The organism is Paenibacillus sp. FSL H3-0321 (assembly GCF_038002865.1).
Taxonomy (GTDB): domain Bacteria; phylum Bacillota; class Bacilli; order Paenibacillales; family Paenibacillaceae; genus Paenibacillus_AQ.
Window position 1 is genome coordinate 1,791,629 of record NZ_JBBODH010000001.1, and the last position, 20,765, is coordinate 1,812,393.

Sequence of the window (20,765 nt, forward strand, 5' to 3'; positions counted from 1 at the left end):
TCCTCCGCGTTCAGATGAGATTTTTTTTGAGATTGCGCAAATAACGGCTGCGGATAAGGAAGAAGTATAACCCCTGCGCAGCCAGGTAGCCGATAAGCACCGCGCCCGTTTCGGCAGCGATGGACAGATAGAACAGCCGCTGCAGCGCAATAAAGGCGAACAAGCTGTGCAGGATGGCTAGCCCCACCGGAACAAAGAACATTAGTGACAATTGCAGGGTCACAGTCCGGTCCAGTTCCTGGTCGGTCAGGCCCATTTTGGACAAGGTGGAATACTGCAGCCGGTCATGGTCAAGATCCATGTACAACCGGAAGTACAAAAAGCTGCCTGCGGCGATAAAAAAAACGGTGCCGACCAAAAGTGAAGCGAACAGCATCGTACTGTATAGCGTCCGCTGAATTTCGAACAGCGTGCCGCTGACCACAACGGCATAAGGGGATTTGCTCTCGTAGGACACTTTTCCTTTATCCGCAAGTCCCGAAGCAATGCCAACCGTCTGTTGGAATTGATCCATATAGAACCCGGTATACAAATCGCTTTGCACGGGATCAATGGCGGAGAACAAGCTGTCACTGACGACTACTCCGCTAAAATCACCGCCATCCCTCCCGTCCAGCTCCGGCAGCAGATATTCAGCAACCGGCACATGCTCCGTATATCCGATCTCCTGAATATCTACTCCCTGCTTCAGCTTATAGAGGGCATGAACCCGATCAGAGGTCAGGCTGCGGTCACGCTGGGAACCGATCATGACCAGACCTTCGTTCCCCTGTAGCGGCTGCTCGCGGGAGGTAAATCCGGCTTGCTGGAGCGCCTGTTTGTAATCACTGTAAGCCATCAGCGGCAAACGCTCTGTACGGTCAGGACCGGTCTGAGACTCTACTTCCGCATATTTGATTTGGATCTCCAGCGAGCGATAGGGAAGATTCAACCGCTCCAGTTCCGCTTTTATCCCGCTTAAATCCTCTTCCGCAGCGGACCCGGCCTCATTGCCCTTGGCCACATAACCGACCGCTGCCGGATAGTCCAGCTTCAGCTCTTTGGAGAGTGTATGAATAGAAGCAAATACCCCGACAGAGGTGAAGGATACCGCCGAAACAATCGTCACCATAAAAAACATCCGCCCGTTGTCTTTCCAGCGGTAGGTTAAGCCCGAGAGCGTAATAATGTTTGTCTTATGCCAATAAAACCGCCGGACTTTCCTCATTATCCTAACCACATATAAACTAAGTTGTGTATAGAACAAGTAAGTGCCGGCGACTGTAATGGCCACCACCGGAAACATCACTCTCTCCACCGACGCTGCGGTCGTGGTAGCGGCCAGAACATAGCCTCCAAGCAGCAGCAGGGCCGAAGCGAACGCCAGCAAGGCAGATACCCGCGGCTCCTTGTCTCCTTTGCGTCCGCGCTGAAACAAACCTCTCGCCGACTCGTTCCCGATAAAAGCAAAGGTACTTAACGAGATCAGCATGAACAGTAGCGCAAAGCTGCAAATCGTCAGTACCGGTGCATGCCAGGAAAGATAAAATTCCAGCGGGCCAATGCCCAGGAACCCTGCTCCAATCATCAGGAACAGCTTGCCCAGCAGCAGACCGAGCAAAGTGCCGGTGAGGATGGCGGAGCTGCCGATCATCATGTTCTCCAAAAAAACCATCAGGTTCAGCTGCCGCTTCGTCATGCCGTGCATCAGCAGGATGCCGAATTCCAGCTTGCGGGACTGCAGAAAAGACCCGACTGACACCAGCACGAACAGGGAACAAAATACAAAGATGATTCCCTCAGCCACCATCATGGTGTCAGCCGCCGTATCCAGGATCATATCGCCCGAAATCGCCGGATGAAATATAAACAGTGCACAGAGAAAAAAGATCATTACGGAAAATGCGCTACTGACAAAATAAGCAGCGTATTTACGCTTATTCCGCGTTACATTTCTATAAGCGAACTGCCGAAAGGTCATGGCTGGCTCCTCCCAGCAGCGACAGCATGTCGATGATATTCTGGAAGAAAGCCGGCCTGCTGCTGCCCCGGTACATCTCGCTGTAGAAACGTCCGTCCTTGATAAAGATGACCCGGTGGCAAAAGCTCGCCGCCACTGCGTCATGGGTGACCATCAGCACCGTGGACCCTTCCGCTTCATTGACTTCAGCCAGCAGACTCATCACTTCGGCCGCTGTTTTGGAGTCCAGGCTGCCCGTAGGCTCATCGGCCAGAATCAGCGCCGGCCGGTGAATCATTGCCCGGGCAATCGCCACCCGCTGCATCTGCCCGCCGGAGATTTCATATGTCCGTTTATGAAGAAGCGGACCGATGGCCAGCCGCTCAGCCACCTCTTGCAGCCTGCGTTCCATTTCCGGAAGCGGCACCCCGGTTAGCGTCAGCGGCAGCACGATATTTTCTTCTACGGTAAGCGTATCAAGCAGATTGAAATGCTGAAAGACGAAACCCAGCTCCTTCCGCCGGAAGAGTGCTTTGTCCTTGCGCCCGAGCGTATTCGGATTTCCGCCGTTAATCATTACCTCGCCTGAGGTAGGCTCGTCGATCGTGGCGATCACGTTGAGCAGTGTTGTTTTCCCACTGCCTGAAGGTCCCATAATACCTACAAACTCACCCTTCTCCACGGCAAAACGAATATGGTTCAGCGCATGAATCGATACCTTGCCCTCATATATTTTGGATAAATTATGGACGTCTAATATGGGCAAGTGCTTCCGCTCCTTCGTTCACCTGATCGTTTTGGATTGTCTTCATTATACAAACTGTAAACTACAGCTGCTATTTCTGAAACTTACAGTCACCTTACATTATTGTAAGCAGAATAGAGTTGACAGAATTCCGGTACGCTGCAGCCGATTCCTCTATATCTATCAAACCACGGGCCTATGATGCTATAATAGTTGAATATTTAATTTCATGAGTCGGTAAATAGCCGGGAGAGGAATTGTGATATGCAATGAAGGATACTCTTGCCAATGAACTGATAACCAGCTGGTTGTCATTGACCCATATACAAATGAATGTAGCAAATGAGTTGGAAACCAAACTTCAGGAGAACTACCAATTGTCTTTAAAAGAATTCTATCTGCTGCTGTTTCTCTCCGAAGCCCCGGAGAAGAAACTGAAGCTGCAGCAATTGGAGTCGATGGTCGGGTTAAGCCAGAGCGCCGTCTCCAGACTGGTCAGCCGTTTTGAAGCCAAAGGCTGCAACGCGCTCCAAAGAAAGACCTGTGATGATGACCGCAGAAGCATCTATACCTCGCTTACTGCCATAGGGCAAGACAAGCTGGACCGGGCCCGGGTGACCGTTAACGAGGTTCTGGCCCAGTCGTTCCCTGACACCAGGGTGCAGGAGCTGCTGGAGCAGTTGCTGCGTCTGAAACAGCAATGATGGCGTAAGCCTGGCTTCCTGCACGACCCGCTGCCTCATCCCAGAGGCGGCGGTTTTTTTGGGGTGAAAAGAACCCATTCCGCCCGCGGCGCATACAACGTACAAAAAGGAACTGTGAGGTGCTCTCATGCTCTTTTCGCTTATGCAGCTGATCGGCGGTGTCATTCTTTCCCTCGGCTGGCTACCGCAAATCATCCAAATTCTCAAGACAAAATCGGTTGCGGACTTAAACCTGAAGTCCTACTTATTGATGCTGCTGGGGATTGGTTTAATGGAGACTTATGCTGTCAACTTGGTGTTGACAGGCGTGGGACTTGCTTTTTTCATCACAAACACCATGTCTTTAACAGTAGTATCGGCTGTCGTTATTCTGATCCTGCGGTTTCAGCCCCGGCTCAGAAAATAATCCGCACTGCCGTACCCTTGCCCACCTCGGAGGAAATTTCCACCTCATGACCCAGCTTGCTGCAGATCTGCTTCACCAAATAGAGGCCCATTCCCGTGGATTCCTGAAAGCTGCGGCCGTTCACACCGGTAAAATAAGCATCGAAGACGCGCGGCAAATCCCCCGGCGGGATGCCGACCCCTTCGTCGCGGACTTCCAGCACCGCTCTGCCCTTCTCCTGAAGATATCCGCGAAAATGAACTACACGCCCCTCCTCTACCGTATAGCGCAAAGCATTAGTTATCAGCTGCGTCAGCACAAACGTCAGCCATTTCTCGTCAGAGGTGATGGTTATGCCGCTGTCCATCGCTATCGCCGGAAACACCCGTTTGCGGATGAACAGCCGTTTTTGTTCTGAGGTCACACCGCGCACGATGTCCGCCAGCTCCAGCTGCTCTACATAGAAATCATGCTCGAACGTATCCAGTCTTGCGGTATAGAGCACCGTATCCAGCCCTTTTTTCAGCCGGTCCAGCTCATCGCCAATGGCCGTAAACGGGGGACCGTCTTTATCCTGAATAATCAAGTGGATCACCGAGAGCGGAGTCTTCATAGCGTGCACCCACTGGTTGATGAAATGAATATGCTCCTCCAGCTTGTGGCGGTAGCTGTGCAAATCATTCTGGTAGAGCCGGAACTGCTGTGCCAGCAGCTTGCGCAGGCTTTCCGCGAGCGGAGAGCCCTGTGCGGGCCCTCCCGATTCATCCAGCGATGAAGGCAGGCTCTCCAGCCGCTCATAGAATGACCGGTTGGAGAAATAACGGTACGCTAGATAGGCCAGCAGCAAAAAGGTGCTGAGCAGCCCGGCGTACAGACTGACATTCACACCGCTTCCTCCGTCCAGCCGGTACACCAGGGTAATGATCATAAGCTGGGCAAGGTAGATCACGATTAACGGCGTCTGTTCCCGCAAAAATAGCTTCACGTCACTTCCCCCCAGTTGTCGCTTAACCGGTACCCTTGCCCGCGTACGGTCTGCAGCCCGTCCTGAATACCCATCGCTGCCAGCTTTTTGCGCACACGGGTGACATAGACATTCAGCGTATTGTCATCAACAAATGCCTGGTCATCCCAGATTTTCTCCAGCAGCCGGTCGCGGGTGACGATGGTGCCTGTTTTTTTCATCAGCTCGTCGAGAATTTTCGCTTCCGTATGGCTGAGGTCGACTTTGGCATTGCCGCGCGACAGCACCAGACGCTCCACATCCAGCGTCAGCCCTGACACCGCCAGACTGCGCTCGTTCGCTCCCACAGCATAAGATCCGTAAGCGCGGCGCAGATGGCTTTTGATTTTGGCCATGGCTATTTCATAATCAAACGGCTTCGTAATGTAATCATCCGCTCCGTTCTCCAGCGCCATCACCTGATCCATTTTGCCGTCGCGGGCGGAGATGAAGAGAATCGGACAGGTCGAGATTCCGCGGATCTGGCGGCACCAGTAATAACCGTCAAATTTAGGCAGATTAACATCCAGCAGTACGAGATGCGGTGCATACTGCTCAAACTCGGTCCGTACCGCTTCAAAATCGTTCACCGCCTGTGTTTCATAGCCGAACCTATGTAAATATTCCTGGAGCAGCGCCACCAGCCCCCGGTCATCCTCAATGATAAATATTTTGAACATATCAGGCCTCCGGTTTACGCCCTAGTGAAGCTAAGGGGTTTGCCCAATAATATATACAGTCACTGCAGGCTAGTCAAATATAGGTTATAATTTTCAGTCAAAGGAGCTGATGACAGGCATGATAGATTATGGTCAGGATCTTTTCAAAGGATCGGCAGGTTATTACGCGAAGTATCGCCCGCTCTATCCTTCCGGGCTGGTAAGATTCCTTGTGAACCGCTTTGGGCTGGACGGGGAAGGCGAACTGCTGGATTTGGGCTGTGGAACCGGGCAGCTTGCCTTGCGTTTTGCCGATTGGGTCCAGCGCGTGACCGGACTTGACTATGAACAGGAAATGATCAATGAGGCAGTGCGGATCAGCAAGGAAATGAGAGCGCTTAATACGGAATGGGTTGCGGGAAAAGCGGAAGAATATTTGGCTCAGTCCACATTTCCCGTGTACCGTCTGGTTACTATAGCCAAGGCTTTTCACTGGATGGACAGGGACCTGGTGCTCGAACTGCTCTACAACCGGGTTGCTCCGGGAGGCGGAGTCGCTATTGTGGATCAATACAAGCCTGATCAAGCGCCCCTGCCTTGGCAGAACGAAGTGGACCGGATCGTGCGCAAATGGTATGGCGAGGAGCGCAAGGCTGGCAATACGACCTATTCTCATCCGGTCAAAAGTCACACGGATATCGTAGCCGGATCCAGCTTCCGCCTTGAAACTCACCGGCTGCCAATGTATGAATATCAGTGGACTATAGAAGCTATACTGGGGAATCTGTATTCCACCTCCTTTGGCTCGAGACGGTTTCTCGGCGACCAGGCGCCTCAATTCGAGAGAGAGCTGGAAGAGAATTTATTGCTTCTGGACCCCAAGGGCGTCTTTACTGAAGAAATTCATACTAATATTATTCTGGCCGTAAAATAACACAAACAACCCACCCAAGGAGTCCTCTGATGAAGCAGAACAAATATGACGATTCAGGCTTTTTTGATAAATACAGTCAAATGCCCCGTTCCACAAGAGGATTGGAAGCTGCCGGAGAATGGAGTACCTTCCGCTCCCTGCTTCCCGGACTCCACGGCAAAAGAGTGCTGGATTTGGGCTGCGGTTTTGGCTGGCACTGCCGGTATGCGCGTGAACAGCAAGCGGAATCGGTAGTCGGTGTAGATCTTTCAGCGAATATGCTGGAACGGGCCAGAGCAATGACCCGCGATCCCAAGATTCAATATCTGCAGATGGCCATTGAGGACATCGAATTCAGCAAAGAGGAATTCGATACTGTAATAAGCTCGCTGGCCATCCACTATGTGGAGCGGTTCGATGACCTCTGCCGCCGCATTCATCATTGTCTTAAGCCCGGCGGTGAGTTCGTGCTGTCGGTGGAGCATCCAATCTTTACGGCCTTGGCGGCACAGGATTGGTTCTACGGCCCCGGCGGAGAAAAACTGCATTGGCCCGTTGACAACTATCATACCGAGGGAGCGCGTGAAGCAAGGTTCCTGGATCATGATGTGATTAAATATCATCGCAATGTCGCTACCTATATCAATACACTGATTGAATCCGGCTTCACGGTAACCAAGCTTTCCGAGCTTCAGCCGACCAAGGAAATGCTGGAGCAGAATCCGGCTTGGCAAGAGGAATTTCGCCGGCCGATGTTCCTGCTGATGGCCGCTGTCAAACACTAGTATTCCTTTTATGTCCTAAGGACTCAGCTAAACAAACAGCCGCCTTCCCGGGTAATCCGGTGAAGACGGCTGTTTCTCTAATCACGCTGTACCTGCGAAGTGGAAAAGCGGCAATTCTAATTCTTGTCTCTGGCGATCCTATCTGCCATCCAGCAGATTGCCAAGGCCCCCAAGGATGCTTCCTTCTTCCTTGCGGCCGGTGTTGCCGGCTGCCGACAGAATGCGGTCCGCCATCCGGCTGAACGGCAGCGACTGTACCCATACCTTGCCCGGCCCGCGCAGGGTAGCAAAGAACAATCCTTCACCGCCAAACAGCGCGGTCTTAACACCTTTGACAAATTCGATATCATAATCCACAGACGAAGTCATGGCCACAAGACAGCCGGTGTCGATCTTGATTGTCTCTCCAGGCTGCAGCGTCCGTTCCAGCACATATCCCCCGGAATGGACGAAGGAGAGGCCGTCGCCCTCCAGCTTTTGCATAATAAATCCCTCACCGCCGAAGAAGCCTGCGCCCAGCTTGCGCTGGAATTCAATGCCCACCGACACGCCTTTGGCAGCGCAGAGGAATGAATCCTTCTGGCAGATGATTTTGCCGTGGTATTGCTGGAGATCAAGCGGGATGATTTTGCCCGGATACGGGGCGGCAAAGGTGACACTCTTCCGGCCATAGGCCCCGCTGTGCGTGAAGATCGTCATAAACAGGCTTTCTCCGGTCAGCAGGCGTTTGCCTGCACCCATCAGCTTGCCTACCAGACCATTTGTCCGTCCAGATCCTGATCCGTCGCCAAAGATTGTCTCCATCGTAATCTCCGGGTCCATCATCATGAAACTCCCAGCTTCAGCAATTACACTCTCTCCAGGATCAAGCTGCACCTCCACACACTGAATTTCCTCGCCCATAATGACATAATCAATTTCGTGAGCACTCATCCTTGTTATCCCCCTAAAGTTTTTGTAATCCTATGTTTTTGAATGAGATATATACGCGCTCCCTCCTGTAGCGGTTTCAGCATTTTGTTAAATATTGCAGGGTATGGACAGCAGACGGTCGCGCGTCTCCGTATAAGCATGATCCCAGCCCATTTTTGCGTAAAACCGCATGGCATCCAGCCCTTTAAAGTAATGGGCGCCGGTCAAGCGCTCTGCAAAATCCGCAATCGGTTTTCCCAGCTCTTCATAATGCCTGCGGAAAACCTGTGCCATATCCACACCGGGTATCATTGCATGCATTGAGGCCACATCAATCATGAAATCCCCGTATATGCTGTTACTGTCGATAATTCCGGTAATCCGGCGGCCGTCTGTGAGTATGTTCCACTCATGGCAATCATTATGGACAAAATGGCGGTGCGGCGCGTTATATTTGCTGTATGCAAGCAACCGGGCGTAACACTCGTCAAACACATCCTTCTCCAGACAGCTGCTGGTGAACAGCTCATGCCAATTCTCCCAGAAGCCTTCCTGCTGCTCCTGCCCGTAAAAAGAGCGGATGAACTCCTCCCAGCTGGCATAGATGCCATGGCCTTCCTTGTTCAAGAAACCATACCCAGAAGAGCTGCTGTCCAGCTTCAGCCCGTTCATCCCGGTAATGACTTGAACCAGCTCGGGAAGCAGTGCAGCCCTCTGCTCTGCTTGCAAGTCTGCCAGATTATGCCCTGTCACGCGCTCCGAGATACAATAGCTGTAAGCCTTATGTAGCCCCAGCCCCAATACTCTCGGAAAAGGTACTCCCTGTGAGGCGAGCAGATTTGCAATATAGGACTCGGTTTGGAAGTCATCCTCCATTGCACTGAACCTAATAACATACTCGCGTTCCTCAGCCTTGAATGAAAAAACAGTGCTGAGATTCCCGCCTTCCATCACACTGATATTCTCAGCTTGCATTCCCCGGTCATTTCTGACAATCCTTTCGATTTCCTCTGCAGTGACGTTTGGTTTAACTCCGTTCATTACTCATCATCTCCCTTTGATTTGGTAAAATAAAGCCTGTCTGCCTCCTCCAGGGCACAGCAAAAAGCCGTGAATGAACATTGTTCATCCACGGCTTTACGCAAACGGTGCCCGGCAATAGAGAGACCTCTATCGCGGCAATGGATACGGCAGCTTGAGACTAGACTATAGTTCATAACAAAAGAAACATGAGCTGCGGCCATGCGGAATAATCCCTCAGTACTCCGGGAATACCTGTGCCTGGTCAGTTCATGCGTTATTCAGTTAATGGATTAACCGATTTCTTTTGTCAGGAATATAGTCATCATCAAAGCGCTGATCCCACCGTTCTTTTATTTGTTTCCATTATATAACACAATTCCCCGACATCAACTTTTTAATTGTTTTTTACCGGAAGGCGGTTAACTTCGCCATACAAACAAGAGGCCAGCCGGGTAAGTTCCCGCTGGCCTCTCATAATGATCCCCATGACATGGGGCTAACTTTGCCCTATTCACATTACCGTACCATCCTGCGGCTTCACGCGTGCAGGCTGGATCTTCGGCGCCTTGCTCAGCTTCGGTCTGCCCAAGGACGTGGTAAAGGTGATCACATAGCCGGCTACAACCACGGCCATCACCGTATACAAGGTTTCCTTGAGAGGCATATAGAAGAGTGACAACGCCAAAACAATTACATCCATCAGGATGAATACCGTACCCACTTTAATTCCTTTCCATTCACTGATCAGCAGGGACAAAATATCGTCTCCGCCGCTCGCCCCGCCGCCGCGCAGGACCATTCCCGCTCCTAGACCTGTCAGTACACCGGACAACAAAGCCGCAAGCGGCAAGTTATCCTGCAAGTCGATGACCCATCCGGAATAGCGTTCCATCAATCCATAGAATACCGTGAAGGCTCCTACGGAGATGAAGGTGTTCACCACGAACGATTTTCCTTTGAATATCATTGCGATTATGAGTACTGGAATGTCTAAGATTAGCGTAGATAGTGAAGGTGAAATTCCTAATACGTATTTGCCGAGCAGTGCCAGGCCTACAAACCCGCCCTCGGTCAAATGATTCTGATAATTGATGTGATAATAAGTAAATGCAAGTAACAATGTTCCGGATAAAATAATAATGAGTCGTAGCGGCAACCTCATGCCACTGTCTTGTTTCTTCATACAGGTCTCCCCTTATCGTAAATGGCGGCTTAGACGTCCCGCCAGCCTCTACGAGGGGTAAAACCAGAAGAGTTCTTCCTTCGCATACAATACTCCCTTCCCACGCAGAGGCGGCTTCGTCAATTAACAACGGTTCGCGCACATTCTACAGGGAAGCTAAGTATAAGACAGATCATAACGTTTCCAAATCGTCCTTTGGGGAATCGTCCTTCGGGGACACATGGTATCCTGATCCTTTCTTTAGTTTGATATGTTCTGTTTAGATTATACCACGCAAAGGAGTCACTCTAAACAGTTTTCCAATAAAAAGCATGAATTAGCCCGGATTTCGCAGCAGACGGTTCACCGTCTCCCGCCGGACGCCGATCAATTGCCCAATTTCTTCCTGTGTCAGCAGGTCTGTCAGCTGTGCTCCATATGAGTACTCATTCAGCCAGCGGGTCAGCAGCTCCATCCGCTCCCCCGGCGATCCGACAGTAAGGTGGTCAATGCGTGTCTGCATAAAACGAACCTTCTCCTGGAGCAGCAGAGCGATTTCCATCACTTTATCCGGCTCCTCACGCAGCTCGCGGTACCATTCCGCAGCCGGAATGACCTCCACCTCGCTCCTCATCATCGCCACCGCCGTTCCATGCGCCTCCTTTGGCGAAATGAGGGAATGATGGGGAACCGTCTCACCGGGATACAACAGGTTGAACAGCACCATGTTCCCGTTCTCATGCAGCCTTGTCACCTTAAACAGCCCGCTCTTTACCTTGTACAGATTTTGGCAGCTGTCTCCCTGGCGGAACAAAGCCTCCCCTTTGTGCAGAATCATCTCGCTCGCTCCTTTATCTTCTCGTTAAGTATATTTGTAATTATACAGAAATACGCCTGCAAAATGCAGTTCGTTCAGGCAAAAAAAACTGCGGGACTCAGAGTTGAAATCTGAATCCCGCAGTACGGATGTTTTACTGTCTTAATTAGCCTTAAGCGGCCTCTTCCAAAGTCCCAGCGTCAGGCCGGAAATAACAGCTCCGATAAGAACCGCCAGAATGAACAGCAGAGCGTTGCTGGACAGAGCGGCTACAAAAATTCCGCCGTGCGGAGCCGGGACGTTGATGTTCCACAGCTGTGTAAGTCCGCCAGCTACAGCTGAACCAATAATACAGCTGGTCAGGACACGCAGCGGATCGGCTGCTGCAAAGGGAATAGCTCCTTCAGTAATGAATGACAAGCCGAGCACATAATTCGTTACACCTGACTTGCGTTCTGTTTCTGTGAATTTGTTCTTAAAGAATGTGGTTGCCAGCGCAATGGCCAGCGGAGGAACCATCCCTCCCGCCATGACAGCCGCCATCATCAATCCGTTGGTATTGCCGCTGGATGTAAATACACCGATGGCAAAGGTATATGCTGCTTTGTTGAACGGACCGCCCATATCAATCGCCATCATTCCGCCGAGGATAATTCCCAGAATGACCATATTGCCTGTACCCAGATCGTTCAGAATATCGATAAGTCCTTCATTCAGCCAGCTGAAGACCGGATCAAACAGGTAGAACATAACGCCGCCGGTAATGAGCAGACTGAATACCGGATAGAGCAGAATCGGCTTTAAGCCGTCCAGGGTTTTGGGCAGACCGGCGAAAACCTTACGCAGCAGGATGACCACATACCCCGCAAGGAAACCTGCAGCAAGTCCGCCAAGGAATCCGGCATTGGAGTTCAAGGCCATATAACCGCCGACCATCCCGGGCATGAGCGCCGGACGGTCGCCGATGCTGAGAGCGATAAATCCGGCGAGAATCGGAATCAGGAAATGGAAGGCGCCATCTCCCCCGCCGATCGTCTGCAGCAGCTTCACAAGCGGATTATCTACACCTGCCACCTGTTCGAACAGGAAGGAGATCGCCAGCAGAATCCCCCCGCCGACTACGAATGGCAGCATATGTGAAATACCGTTCATCAGGTCCTTGTAGATCTTGCCACCGATGCTGGAGGAGTTCCCTGCTGGGGCATCCCCGCTGCTGCGGCCTTCACTGCGGTATATCGGCGCGTCTCCGTTCATTGCTTTGGTGATCAGCTCTTCAGATTTGCGGATGCCGTCGCTTACCGGTCTTTGCAGCACCGGCTTGCCGGCGAAACGGGCCATCTCCACATTTTTGTCGGCGGCGATGATGACACCGCTGGCCCGGCGGATTTCGTCCTCGGTCAGCACATTCTGTGCTCCTTCAGAACCGTTTGTCTCCACACGGATGTTGACGCCCATTTCCAGGGCCTTTTTCTTTAATGCATCCTCAGCCATAAAGGTATGGGCGATTCCTGTAGGGCACGCCGTGACCGCAACGACGAAGTTTGAAGAAGCCGGGTTGCCTGTAATTACGCGTTCAGGAGCCTGCTTTGTACTGCTTCCGGATTCATTTTCCTTTTCCTTGGCCTCCTGCTCTGCCTGTTTGGCATCGAACAAAGCGGATACTTCATCCGGGGTGGAAGCTTTCATCAACGCCTCGATGAATTCGCTTTCAATGAGCAACCTGGACAATGAAGCCAGTGTACGCAGGTGCATATTTCCAGCACCCTCCGGCGCGGCAATCATAAAGAACAACTGTGCCGGCTCCTCATCGAGTGAGGCAAAATCAACGCCCGCTGCACTTTTAGCAAACACAACCGTTGCCTCGTTGACAGCCCGGGTTTTGGCGTGAGGCATTGCAATGCCTCCGCCAATGCCGGTGCTGGACTGGGCTTCCCGAAGCAGGATCATTTCCTTGAACTGCACAGGATCATTAATGCGCCCGCTGCCTGCTAGACTGGCGATCAGTTCGTCGATCGCCGCTTCCTTGGTCGTGGCCTTGAGGTCCATAATCATCGTTTCTTTTATCATCAAGTCTGTAATTTTCATTTATTTCAACTCCCCTTCTTTTCTTGAACTGCCCGTTTACAACTGTGAAATTTCGATCAAGGGCTTGAGCTGCTCAATAAGTTCTCTGTCCGCCAGATCATCGGAGAATGCGGTTGCGCTGCCGGAAGCTACTCCTGCACGGAATGCCTGCAGTACATCTCCTGTCAAGGACAATGTGCCAACAAAACCAGCAATCATAGAGTCCCCCGCACCTACCGAATTCTTCACCTTGCCTGCCGGCGCGTTGGCGCGGAACAGGCTATTCTCTGAAATGAACAGAGCCCCCTCTCCCGCCATGGAGACCAGCACATGCTTCGCCCCGAGCTCCAGCAGCTTACGCCCGTAGGTGATAAGATCTTCCTTGCTGCTGATTTGAACCCCGAACAACTCTGCCAGCTCATGATGATTCGGCTTAACAAGCAGCGGTCCCAGAGGCAATGCCTGTTGCAATGCTTGTCCGGTCGTATCAATAACAAATTCGGCCCCGTGATGCTTGCATACGCCTATCAGCCTGTTATAGAAATCCTCACCGAGCGAAGGAGGAATGCTTCCGGACATTATAACGATGTCGCCCGCCTGCAGATTAGCAAGCTTCTGAAGCAGTGCCTCAGCTTCGTTATCCCTGATCACCGGACCCATTCCGTTAATCTCCGTCTCCTCTCCGGCTTTGAGCTTGATGTTAATCCGGGTATCATCCGAAACGGATACGAAATCACTCGCAATGCCTTCTTCATGCAGCCAATCTTCAATATAACGGCCGGTAAAGCCCCCAAGAAAGCCAATTGCCTTATTCTGGACGTTCAACTGGTTCAGAACACGCGAGACGTTGATCCCTTTACCGCCCGGCAGCTTCAAATCACGTTTCATCCGGTTCAGGCTGCCAAGCTTTACCTGGTCAACTTCCACGATATAGTCAATGGAAGGGTTAAGTGTCACTGTATATATCATGATTATCCCTCATTATTGTGGTTTTCTAGTTTTCAAACTAATGTATAGTCCATATCCATCATTTCAAGCTCACGGATAAAGCTCTCCGGCGTTTCCGAATCCAGAATGCAATGATCAATTTCCTGCAGATCCGCCACCTTACAAAAGGATACCTGCCCGACCTTGCTATGATCAGCCAGCAGAATGACCTGCTTGGCAACCGAGATCATTTTGCGTTTGGTGGCGGCTTCCAGCATATTCGGTGTGGTAATGCCTTCATGCACATCCAGCCCGTTCGTACCGAGAAACGCCTTATCCACCCGCACCATCTCCAGTGACCGCTCCGTCATCGGTCCCACAAAAGCAAGTGTATCCGGACGAAGCATACCGCCCGTGATGGATACTTCGATATTACGGCACTCCTTCAGCTCGTTTAGCGCCATGATAGAGTTAGTAATGACCTTAAGATTAGAGAAGGATTTCAGCTCCCTGGCAATCTGCAGGGTTGTTGTTCCTCCGTCAAGCAGGATTGCATCGCCGTCCTGGATCATCTCCACCGCTTTGCGGGCGATCCGCAGCTTCTCCTCGAGGAACCGGTCTTCCTTGTCCTGAAATACCGCTTCAAAGTTGACGCTCTGCAGGGAGACCGCCCCGCCATGCGTCCGTTTCAGCAGCCGTGCTTCCTCCAGCTCTTTAAGATCACGGCGGACCGTCGATTCGGATACGCCAAGCTGCTGGCTAAGCTCCTGCACCGAGCCCCTCGTGTGCTTCTCAACAAACTGCACGATGCTACGTTTTCTTTCCTCTTCAAACAGCATGACGGTTCACTCCTTAACGGAACAGCGTTACCTTCCGGCTTCTTTAGGATCTGAATTAACAATAATCCTTATACTCCATATTTTGATCGAATAGATTCCACTGCTCGATTTTGATTGAAATTGACTGTTTGTGATTACTTTTGCTTATTTATGATAATAACAGCGTTTTCATCATCTGTAAAGCTCCTTTTTCTTGATCATATCTGCTCAAAGCCGGCTGTCTGAAATATCCTCCCGAACGCCTATTTCATCTGCCCGGGGTGTTACATATTTATAATACATATGGGGAAAAGCGGGTGAACAGGAAATGGCCAATAACAAAAACAACTTTGGATATCGCAACCGCATGGGTGCCAGCAATCTGAATAATAATTCCGGTGCCAGCAATCCGGTAGAATCCGCGGAGCTAAGCGCTGAAGATTATGAAATTATCGCTGCCGGTCTAGCCGCGTTGGGAGAAGTATTCGCATTTTTGGCCCTCGTCAAAGCGAAGCAAGTGACCAAGGAAACCGGAGGCCAGGTAAATATCGACCCGCTTTTATTCATACAATCCAGAAAAAAAAAAGCGGCCCGACGGAAATCCCGTCCACCGCGTTAAAGCTTAATCTATGGCAAAAAGTTCTTTCGCATTAGGCAGACGCAAGAGGTATGGCCTGATGTTTTTCAAATATGGCGTTTATCTTCCTGCGATGTTCTTCATCCTTAAATGTGACAATCACAATAATATGCTCGAGGTGAGCATGTTTGGCATAGGCCTCCGCATCCTCCTTGGGAATTCCGATGCTAATCAGGCTGACGGTAAGACCGTCGATATCCAGATCAGCCCCAGCCAGCTTCTTCGCTGCAGGCCCCGCTGCCACCGCTGTGTCGGACAACATATCCAGCCCTACCCCCAGGCCTCTCGCTGTTCCGAACAAGCCTGCATTGCCTTCCCCGGCTTCGGGCTTGCCAATCCCTGTATCGTGGCTGATGACCGCCAGCGTATTTTTCTCCTTCGTCACAACCGAGATCTGCTTCGCTTTGACTCCGAGCTCCTGCACCGCCTCTATCGCCAGTATTGCATCGCTCCGGTGCCCGAATATTCCTACAACCAGCATAGTCATATGACATCCCTCCTGTTTAAGCGATATTAACCGCCACCTTTGCGGCTTGAACCGGCCGGCCGGTTGTCCTGGTTCCGGATAAACTTGAATCAAACTCTCGTATATCGGTTATAAAGATAGAATCGGGTTTAGATTTACCGCGATTTTAATGTACTATTAGTATATTGGTAGATCTACCAATGATCCTGATGCTGATACATACAGGCATTATTTAGAATGAAGGGGAGGCTGCTATGCTACAAAGCAAGTATTTTCGAACATGCCTAGCCATTATCGCCTTTCTGACGATTCTGTATCTGGGCTCCAAAGTTATTTTTCTGTTCACTCCTGTGGTGGCGATCCTGAATCTGCTGCTTGTGCCGATGATGCTGTCCGGATTCATGTATTACCTGCTGCGGCCGCTGGTCTCATTCCTGGAGCGCCATAAACTGGGACGCGGATTATCCATCCTGCTGATTTATCTTGTCGCTGTGGGACTATTCATCCTGTTCTGGGTGCTGGTCTGGCCGACACTTCGTGAACAGATTCAGAACTTTATTGACAATACCCCTTACCTGGTTCAGGGAATGCAGGATCAGTTCAACAAGCTGCAGAATGATCCTTCATTGTCAAGATTCTTCAAAGGGGATACCGACTTGGCCGCCCGGCTCTCGGAATATTTGAACGATGGGATTACCTGGGTCACCAACTCGATGACCAATCTTATCGGTGTCATTTCAAGCATTGTGGTCGTAATTGCCACTTTGCCGATTATTCTTTATTACATGCTGAAGGACGGACACAAGCTGTCCCCTATTCTGCAGAGCCTGATTCCGAGAAAGTACCGCAAGGAAGGCCAGGAAATGCTGAAGGATATCGACAGCGCACTCAGCGGTTTTATCGTGACCCGGGTTCTGCTCAATGTTGTGCTGGGAATTATGCTCTATATCGGCTTTCTGATTATTGGATTGCCCTATTCGCTCCTGCTCGCCGTAATTTCCATACCGCTTAATTTCATTCCTTATGTCGGCTCTCTGCTGGCAGCAATCCCTGTAGTCATTGTGGGATTCATTGATTCGCCATCCATGGCGATTTGGTCTTTGGTCATTATTGTAGTTGCCCAGCAAATTCAAGATAATGTGCTTTCTCCGATTATTTACGGCAAGTCGCTGGATGTTCACCCGCTCACGACGGTACTCCTTGTGCTGATCGGCGGAGATTTCTTCGGCATCATCGGTGTGCTGATTGCTCTTCCCGTATATATGATTATCAAAATCATATTTCTGCGAATCTATGAGATTATCGTCGCGGAACGTGTTGAAGAAGTTGAGGTCATCAAGGAAGAACAGCTATAACAGCTGCTAGTGAGGCTAACTTCTCGTAGAGGCCCCTGAAACAAAACCAAAAAACGGCTGCGCCACCCTTAATCGGGAGGGTGCAGCCGTTTCTTTATTGTCTTCCTCAGCCCCGAAGGGAGCGGACGACAAAGATGTGTGTGCCTTTCATCAGATTCTGCCCGTCCACCAGGGTTACCGAACCTTTGGTATGCGATGCTATGGTTGTATTAAAAGCAATCAGCTGATCACCTTTCCACACGGTTACTGCTGATTTGAAATAAACTGCGTTATCGAACTGCTGGCGCTCTCTCATGACATATCCAACGGAATGAAGAACCGGGGGCAAGGCTCTCTCTTTGGGAGCCAGAGCCTTAATGAACACAATGTCACGAAAAGGTACAGCAATTTCCTGATGGCCGATCACGGCCACCGAAGCGGCTGGATCCCATTTGCGCAGAACGCCCTTCATAATGGTGTAAGGCTCTTCCCCGCAATACATAATGACCGGTCTGCCAACCCAATGCTTCATTGCTCCACCCCCTTCGCTGTGTCCGTGCTACCTATACATTCGGTATGGACCAATCTATTCCTTTAAGACCATGTGACTCCAGATACTGATTGGCTCTGGAGAAGGGACGGCTGCCCAGAAAGCCGCGATGTGCCGAGAACGGACTCGGATGCGGTGACTGAATCACCATATGCCGGTCCCGGTCGATATAAGCCCCTTTTTGCTGAGCGTGGCTTCCCCATAGGATAAATACCATCGGCTCTGTCCGTTCATTCAGCTTCTCCATGATGGCATCAGTGAAAGTCTCCCAGCCTAGTCCCTTATGTGAATTGGGCTGGCCTTCGCGCACAGTCAGCACTGCGTTCAGCATGAGGACACCCTCTTCGGCCCAGTGCAGCAGTGATCCGTGGTTCGGAACCGGCAGCCCGGTATCCGTATGAAGCTCCGCATAAATATTGCGCAGCGAAGGCGGAATACGCACCCCGGGCTTCACTGAGAAGCTTAACCCGTGTGCTTGTCCCGCACCATGATAAGGGTCCTGTCCCAGAATGACCACCCGGGTCTTGCTGTAAGGTGTCAGCTTGAGCGCCGAGAACAACAGCTCTTTAGGCGGATAAACTGTATGTTGTTTATATTCACCCGCAAGCGTGTAGCGCAGTTCCTGAAAATAGGACTTTGTTGTTTCCTCCTGCAATACCTCATCCCAATCGTTGCCGAACATCCCCGTTCTCCTTCCGATCTTTCACGTAATCATTATTCATTACCTGTTATTACCCATAATATAAGGCTGGCTTACGCACTCCAGTGGCACGGCAGATCTAAAGCTGGGTTGCCAGGGCTATTTCCGCCCGTAATCCGCTTTGATCTCGCCCCACACTTTGGTCTGCCATTTCAGCAGCTTGTTGTCATAAGTGTTGCTCTGCAGCCACCGCTCGGCGCGGTCAATGAGTATCCAAATCTCCTCTGTAGAGGCATCTCTAGGCAGAGTCGTGGCCACCTTTTTCTGCTTGACCCATTTCATCGCGTTCACAGAATCACTGTAAACCGTCCTGCTGCTGCCCTCTTTCTTCAGCAAGGCCAGCGCATGAACAATTGCCAGAAATTCACCCAGATTATTCGTACCCTTCTTAATGGGTCCGCAGCTGAATATAATGTCGCCGGTCTGAGTGTCCACACCCTTGTATTCTACCGGTCCCGGATTGCCCCGTGTGCCGACATCAACGGATATACTGTCATAATCTATCTCTGCCGAGGTTTCTACACTGGCGCTCCGTCCCCGTGAGGCAGCCGGTTTCCCCTTTGAGCTACCGGAAGCGGATGATGCCCCCGTTCCCCAATTCCCCTTCCAGCCAGCCTTGTACGCTGCGTCTGCGGCAGCTCTGGATTCATAGGACTTGTATTTCGCTCCGGTGTAATGATCCGTCTGGGCTTGGCATTCTGCCCAAGTACCGTACACTCCCGGCTGTTTGCCTTCCCATACTACATAAAATTTCTGCTTAGCCATGGAACAGACCTTCCTTCGCGTAAAAATTCATCAGAAGAATATTGTAATCCAAACTGCGGCCATATTGAAGTCAAATTATAATCAGAGCCTGTTGCCGCTCAAAAATCTGCGGATATTTGGACAGACACAAGCTCATACTATACGAGAAATTTAATCGAGCACTTCAAGCGTAGTATCTATAATCCCTTGTAGTTTGTTCACATCCCTGGTTGTTTTGACCATTACCCTCAGTCCTACCAGCGCGTTGTGCAGATATGCCGCCAGATCCGCCGCCGGACGGCGTCTGGAGATTTCACCGCTTGCCTGGCCATCCAGCAGCAATCTCTCAATAAGCTGCTCTGTATCCAGGAACGCTTCGTTCACTCTGGCTGCTGCCTCGGGATCATGATAGGACAGCTCAACCGCAGTGTTCACAAGCAGGCAGCCCTTCGGGTCCATTTCTGCCATCTGAAGAATCAGTTCAAACAGTTGACGAATTGCCCCTTTTGCTGAGGCCGCTTCCTTCACCTGTTCTTCCATATTGGCTGAGGTATTCTGCACATACCGGTCTATAGCTTTCATATATAAAGTATGCTTGTCGCCAAAAGTATCATACATGCTGCGTTTATGAATTCCCATTCCGGTCACCAGATCCTGCATGGAGGTTTTCTCATAGCCCTGCTGCCAGAAAACATTCATTGCTTTGCCGAGTACAATGTCGACATCGAACTCTTTGCTTCTTGCCATCATCATGCTCCTCTCTGGGTCGATTTTACCATTTATAGAACGATCGGTAAATATAACACATAGTCTCACACACCATAAGGAGGTTCTTTAGATGAGAAAGATCGCAGGCCTGGCCGCAGTATTCGCTTTGACCCTACTCGTAGGATGCGGTAACTCGAACAACAATAATGCGGCAAATCCAGATGCGTCCGCAAACGGCAATACCAATGTTACGGAAACCACTGACGCTGTTACCTCAGCATCCGTAGTTAACAATGGAGAGGATTTCAAAAAAGCGATCAGCAAAGACGGCACCTGGATTGCCGCAACCTTGAATGACCTTACGTTCACCGAAGATCTCGTTGTGGACGGCCAGTTCATCAACAAGGAAGAACCTGCGCGCAAAATTGCCCTTTATACCCAGGATGCGGAGCACAACATCACTAACTCGTTCATACTGACTGCTCCCAAAATCACCATTAAGAGTGAAAATGCCCGGATTCAAGGTGGCACTTTTGTCGGGGATGTTTATGTGGAGGCGGACGGCTTCAGCGTTGTGAATGCCACCATCAAGGGCAACGTCTATTTCGCGAATGATCAATATCAATCCACCTTCGACTCATCAGATCAGGGCATTGTATCCGGCGTCACAGAAGTGAAGAAATAAACCGAGGGAGCCCTATTCCCGGCAATCACGATATCCGCAGCCTTGCTGAATGCTCTCTCCGGCGGACTGTGGAGTTATGTCATGG

At 50.9% G+C, this 20,765-nt stretch carries 23 protein-coding genes; 7 read left to right on the forward strand and 16 right to left on the reverse strand.

The features are described from left to right. Nucleotides 1-10: 10 nt before the first annotated feature. Nucleotides 11-1,960, reverse strand: a complete 1,950-nt coding sequence (locus MHI45_RS07950; RefSeq protein ID WP_340897250.1) for an ABC transporter permease — start codon at nucleotides 1,958-1,960, stop codon at nucleotides 11-13. Further along, the gene (locus MHI45_RS07955; protein ID WP_340897249.1) at nucleotides 1,935-2,705 is read right to left on the reverse strand and encodes an ABC transporter ATP-binding protein; all 771 of its coding nucleotides are present in this window, start codon (nucleotides 2,703-2,705) and stop codon (nucleotides 1,935-1,937) included. The genes MHI45_RS07950 and MHI45_RS07955 overlap by 26 nt, the downstream gene beginning before the upstream one ends. A 356-nt stretch (nucleotides 2,706-3,061) precedes the next feature. Between MHI45_RS07955 and MHI45_RS07960 the strand changes: the two genes are divergently transcribed. After that, nucleotides 3,062-3,388, forward strand: coding sequence for a MarR family winged helix-turn-helix transcriptional regulator (locus MHI45_RS07960; RefSeq protein ID WP_438491385.1), 327 nt, complete (start codon nucleotides 3,062-3,064; stop codon nucleotides 3,386-3,388). Between the two features lie 127 nt (nucleotides 3,389-3,515). After that, entirely contained in the window at nucleotides 3,516-3,794 is a 279-nt protein-coding gene (locus MHI45_RS07965; protein WP_076108832.1) for a PQ-loop domain-containing transporter, read from the forward strand. On the opposite strand, the gene MHI45_RS07970 is transcribed toward MHI45_RS07965, so the two are convergent. Together MHI45_RS07970 and MHI45_RS07975 are read right to left on the reverse strand one after the other, a co-directional pair. After that, nucleotides 3,784-4,758 carry a sensor histidine kinase gene (locus MHI45_RS07970; protein WP_038595014.1) on the reverse strand — a complete coding sequence of 325 codons (975 nt, stop codon included), beginning with the start codon at nucleotides 4,756-4,758 and terminating at the stop codon, nucleotides 3,784-3,786. The two genes, MHI45_RS07965 and MHI45_RS07970, sit on opposite strands and share 11 nt — an antisense overlap. Then, nucleotides 4,755-5,456, reverse strand: a complete 702-nt coding sequence (locus tag MHI45_RS07975; protein ID WP_076108831.1) for a response regulator transcription factor — start codon at nucleotides 5,454-5,456, stop codon at nucleotides 4,755-4,757. The genes MHI45_RS07970 and MHI45_RS07975 overlap by 4 nt, the downstream gene beginning before the upstream one ends. Before the next feature lie 118 nt (nucleotides 5,457-5,574). On the opposite strand from MHI45_RS07975, the gene MHI45_RS07980 reads away from it, so the two are divergent. Continuing rightward, nucleotides 5,575-6,369: a class I SAM-dependent methyltransferase gene (locus tag MHI45_RS07980; RefSeq protein ID WP_076108830.1), complete on the forward strand. Its 795-nt coding sequence runs from the start codon at nucleotides 5,575-5,577 to the stop codon at nucleotides 6,367-6,369. Between the two features lie 29 nt (nucleotides 6,370-6,398). Next, the gene (locus MHI45_RS07985) at nucleotides 6,399-7,133 is read left to right on the forward strand and encodes a class I SAM-dependent methyltransferase (protein ID WP_076108829.1); all 735 of its coding nucleotides are present in this window, start codon (nucleotides 6,399-6,401) and stop codon (nucleotides 7,131-7,133) included. A gap of 138 nt (nucleotides 7,134-7,271) precedes the next feature. Here MHI45_RS07985 and MHI45_RS07990 read toward each other — a convergent pair whose 3' ends face one another. The 7 genes from MHI45_RS07990 to MHI45_RS08020 form a co-directional block, all read right to left on the reverse strand. After that, nucleotides 7,272-8,066: a TIGR00266 family protein gene (locus tag MHI45_RS07990; RefSeq protein ID WP_076108828.1), complete on the reverse strand. Its 795-nt coding sequence runs from the start codon at nucleotides 8,064-8,066 to the stop codon at nucleotides 7,272-7,274. Between the two features lie 87 nt (nucleotides 8,067-8,153). Next, complete coding sequence (locus tag MHI45_RS07995; RefSeq protein ID WP_076108827.1) at nucleotides 8,154-9,086, reverse strand: phosphotransferase family protein; 933 nt, start codon at nucleotides 9,084-9,086, stop codon at nucleotides 8,154-8,156. Nucleotides 9,087-9,579: 493 nt separating this feature from the next. Beyond that, nucleotides 9,580-10,251, reverse strand: coding sequence for a YitT family protein (locus tag MHI45_RS08000; RefSeq protein ID WP_038595024.1), 672 nt, complete (start codon nucleotides 10,249-10,251; stop codon nucleotides 9,580-9,582). A 316-nt stretch (nucleotides 10,252-10,567) separates the two neighbouring features. Then, entirely contained in the window at nucleotides 10,568-11,068 is a 501-nt protein-coding gene (locus MHI45_RS08005; protein WP_038595026.1) for a Crp/Fnr family transcriptional regulator, read from the reverse strand. A 141-nt stretch (nucleotides 11,069-11,209) separates the two neighbouring features. Further along, entirely contained in the window at nucleotides 11,210-13,132 is a 1,923-nt protein-coding gene (locus tag MHI45_RS08010; RefSeq protein WP_076108826.1) for a PTS fructose transporter subunit IIABC, read from the reverse strand. A gap of 36 nt (nucleotides 13,133-13,168) precedes the next feature. After that, nucleotides 13,169-14,080, reverse strand: a complete 912-nt coding sequence (gene pfkB / locus MHI45_RS08015; RefSeq protein WP_340897243.1) for a 1-phosphofructokinase — start codon at nucleotides 14,078-14,080, stop codon at nucleotides 13,169-13,171. A 32-nt stretch (nucleotides 14,081-14,112) separates the two neighbouring features. After that, complete coding sequence (locus tag MHI45_RS08020; protein WP_038595031.1) at nucleotides 14,113-14,877, reverse strand: DeoR/GlpR family DNA-binding transcription regulator; 765 nt, start codon at nucleotides 14,875-14,877, stop codon at nucleotides 14,113-14,115. 307 nt (nucleotides 14,878-15,184) lie between these two features. Here MHI45_RS08020 and MHI45_RS08025 point away from each other — a divergent pair, with 307 nt between their 5' ends. After that, entirely contained in the window at nucleotides 15,185-15,475 is a 291-nt protein-coding gene (locus MHI45_RS08025) for a hypothetical protein (protein WP_340897240.1), read from the forward strand. A 31-nt stretch (nucleotides 15,476-15,506) separates the two neighbouring features. Here the strand turns inward: MHI45_RS08025 and MHI45_RS08030 are convergent, their stop codons facing one another. Continuing rightward, nucleotides 15,507-15,980: a hypothetical protein gene (locus tag MHI45_RS08030; protein WP_340897238.1), complete on the reverse strand. Its 474-nt coding sequence runs from the start codon at nucleotides 15,978-15,980 to the stop codon at nucleotides 15,507-15,509. Nucleotides 15,981-16,213: 233 nt separating this feature from the next. Here MHI45_RS08030 and MHI45_RS08035 point away from each other — a divergent pair, with 233 nt between their 5' ends. Further along, nucleotides 16,214-17,314: an AI-2E family transporter gene (locus MHI45_RS08035; protein WP_076108822.1), complete on the forward strand. Its 1,101-nt coding sequence runs from the start codon at nucleotides 16,214-16,216 to the stop codon at nucleotides 17,312-17,314. Between the two features lie 106 nt (nucleotides 17,315-17,420). Here the strand turns inward: MHI45_RS08035 and MHI45_RS08040 are convergent, their stop codons facing one another. The 4 genes from MHI45_RS08040 to MHI45_RS08055 form a co-directional block, all read right to left on the reverse strand. Further along, the gene (locus MHI45_RS08040; protein ID WP_038595039.1) at nucleotides 17,421-17,825 is read right to left on the reverse strand and encodes a hypothetical protein; all 405 of its coding nucleotides are present in this window, start codon (nucleotides 17,823-17,825) and stop codon (nucleotides 17,421-17,423) included. A gap of 31 nt (nucleotides 17,826-17,856) precedes the next feature. Continuing rightward, on the reverse strand, nucleotides 17,857-18,525 hold the full coding sequence (locus tag MHI45_RS08045; RefSeq protein WP_340897235.1) for a uracil-DNA glycosylase: 669 nt from the start codon (nucleotides 18,523-18,525) through the stop codon (nucleotides 17,857-17,859). A 117-nt stretch (nucleotides 18,526-18,642) separates the two neighbouring features. Continuing rightward, nucleotides 18,643-19,308, reverse strand: a complete 666-nt coding sequence (gene rnhA / locus MHI45_RS08050) for a ribonuclease H (protein ID WP_076108820.1) — start codon at nucleotides 19,306-19,308, stop codon at nucleotides 18,643-18,645. 150 nt (nucleotides 19,309-19,458) lie between these two features. Next, a complete protein-coding gene (locus MHI45_RS08055; RefSeq protein ID WP_076108819.1) occupies nucleotides 19,459-20,034 on the reverse strand; it encodes a TetR/AcrR family transcriptional regulator in 576 nt (191 codons plus the stop codon). A gap of 91 nt (nucleotides 20,035-20,125) precedes the next feature. On the opposite strand from MHI45_RS08055, the gene MHI45_RS08060 reads away from it, so the two are divergent. Further along, nucleotides 20,126-20,680, forward strand: a complete 555-nt coding sequence (locus tag MHI45_RS08060) for a hypothetical protein (protein ID WP_076108818.1) — start codon at nucleotides 20,126-20,128, stop codon at nucleotides 20,678-20,680. Nucleotides 20,681-20,765 lie beyond the last annotated feature (85 nt).

Excerpts from the sequence above, each read along its gene's own strand:
- MHI45_RS07950 (WP_340897250.1), bottom strand. The coding sequence starts at position 1,960 with ATGACCTTTCGGCAGTTCGCTTATAGAAATGTAACGCGGAATAAGCGT.
- MHI45_RS07965 (WP_076108832.1), top strand. The coding sequence starts at position 3,516 with ATGCTCTTTTCGCTTATGCAGCTGATCGGCGGTGTCATTCTTTCCCTC.
- MHI45_RS07975 (WP_076108831.1), bottom strand. The coding sequence starts at position 5,456 with ATGTTCAAAATATTTATCATTGAGGATGACCGGGGGCTGGTGGCGCTG.
- MHI45_RS07980 (WP_076108830.1), top strand. The coding sequence starts at position 5,575 with ATGATAGATTATGGTCAGGATCTTTTCAAAGGATCGGCAGGTTATTAC.
- MHI45_RS07985 (WP_076108829.1), top strand. The coding sequence starts at position 6,399 with ATGAAGCAGAACAAATATGACGATTCAGGCTTTTTTGATAAATACAGT.
- MHI45_RS07990 (WP_076108828.1), bottom strand. The coding sequence starts at position 8,066 with ATGAGTGCTCACGAAATTGATTATGTCATTATGGGCGAGGAAATTCAG.
- MHI45_RS07995 (WP_076108827.1), bottom strand. The coding sequence starts at position 9,086 with ATGAACGGAGTTAAACCAAACGTCACTGCAGAGGAAATCGAAAGGATT.
- MHI45_RS08000 (WP_038595024.1), bottom strand. The coding sequence starts at position 10,251 with ATGAAGAAACAAGACAGTGGCATGAGGTTGCCGCTACGACTCATTATT.
- MHI45_RS08005 (WP_038595026.1), bottom strand. The coding sequence starts at position 11,068 with ATGATTCTGCACAAAGGGGAGGCTTTGTTCCGCCAGGGAGACAGCTGC.
- MHI45_RS08010 (WP_076108826.1), bottom strand. The coding sequence starts at position 13,132 with ATGAAAATTACAGACTTGATGATAAAAGAAACGATGATTATGGACCTC.
- pfkB (WP_340897243.1), bottom strand. The coding sequence starts at position 14,080 with ATGATATATACAGTGACACTTAACCCTTCCATTGACTATATCGTGGAA.
- MHI45_RS08020 (WP_038595031.1), bottom strand. The coding sequence starts at position 14,877 with ATGCTGTTTGAAGAGGAAAGAAAACGTAGCATCGTGCAGTTTGTTGAG.
- MHI45_RS08025 (WP_340897240.1), top strand. The coding sequence starts at position 15,185 with ATGGCCAATAACAAAAACAACTTTGGATATCGCAACCGCATGGGTGCC.
- MHI45_RS08030 (WP_340897238.1), bottom strand. The coding sequence starts at position 15,980 with ATGACTATGCTGGTTGTAGGAATATTCGGGCACCGGAGCGATGCAATA.
- MHI45_RS08035 (WP_076108822.1), top strand. The coding sequence starts at position 16,214 with ATGCTACAAAGCAAGTATTTTCGAACATGCCTAGCCATTATCGCCTTT.
- MHI45_RS08040 (WP_038595039.1), bottom strand. The coding sequence starts at position 17,825 with ATGAAGCATTGGGTTGGCAGACCGGTCATTATGTATTGCGGGGAAGAG.
- MHI45_RS08045 (WP_340897235.1), bottom strand. The coding sequence starts at position 18,525 with ATGTTCGGCAACGATTGGGATGAGGTATTGCAGGAGGAAACAACAAAG.
- rnhA (WP_076108820.1), bottom strand. The coding sequence starts at position 19,308 with ATGGCTAAGCAGAAATTTTATGTAGTATGGGAAGGCAAACAGCCGGGA.
- MHI45_RS08055 (WP_076108819.1), bottom strand. The coding sequence starts at position 20,034 with ATGGCAAGAAGCAAAGAGTTCGATGTCGACATTGTACTCGGCAAAGCA.
- MHI45_RS08060 (WP_076108818.1), top strand. The coding sequence starts at position 20,126 with ATGAGAAAGATCGCAGGCCTGGCCGCAGTATTCGCTTTGACCCTACTC.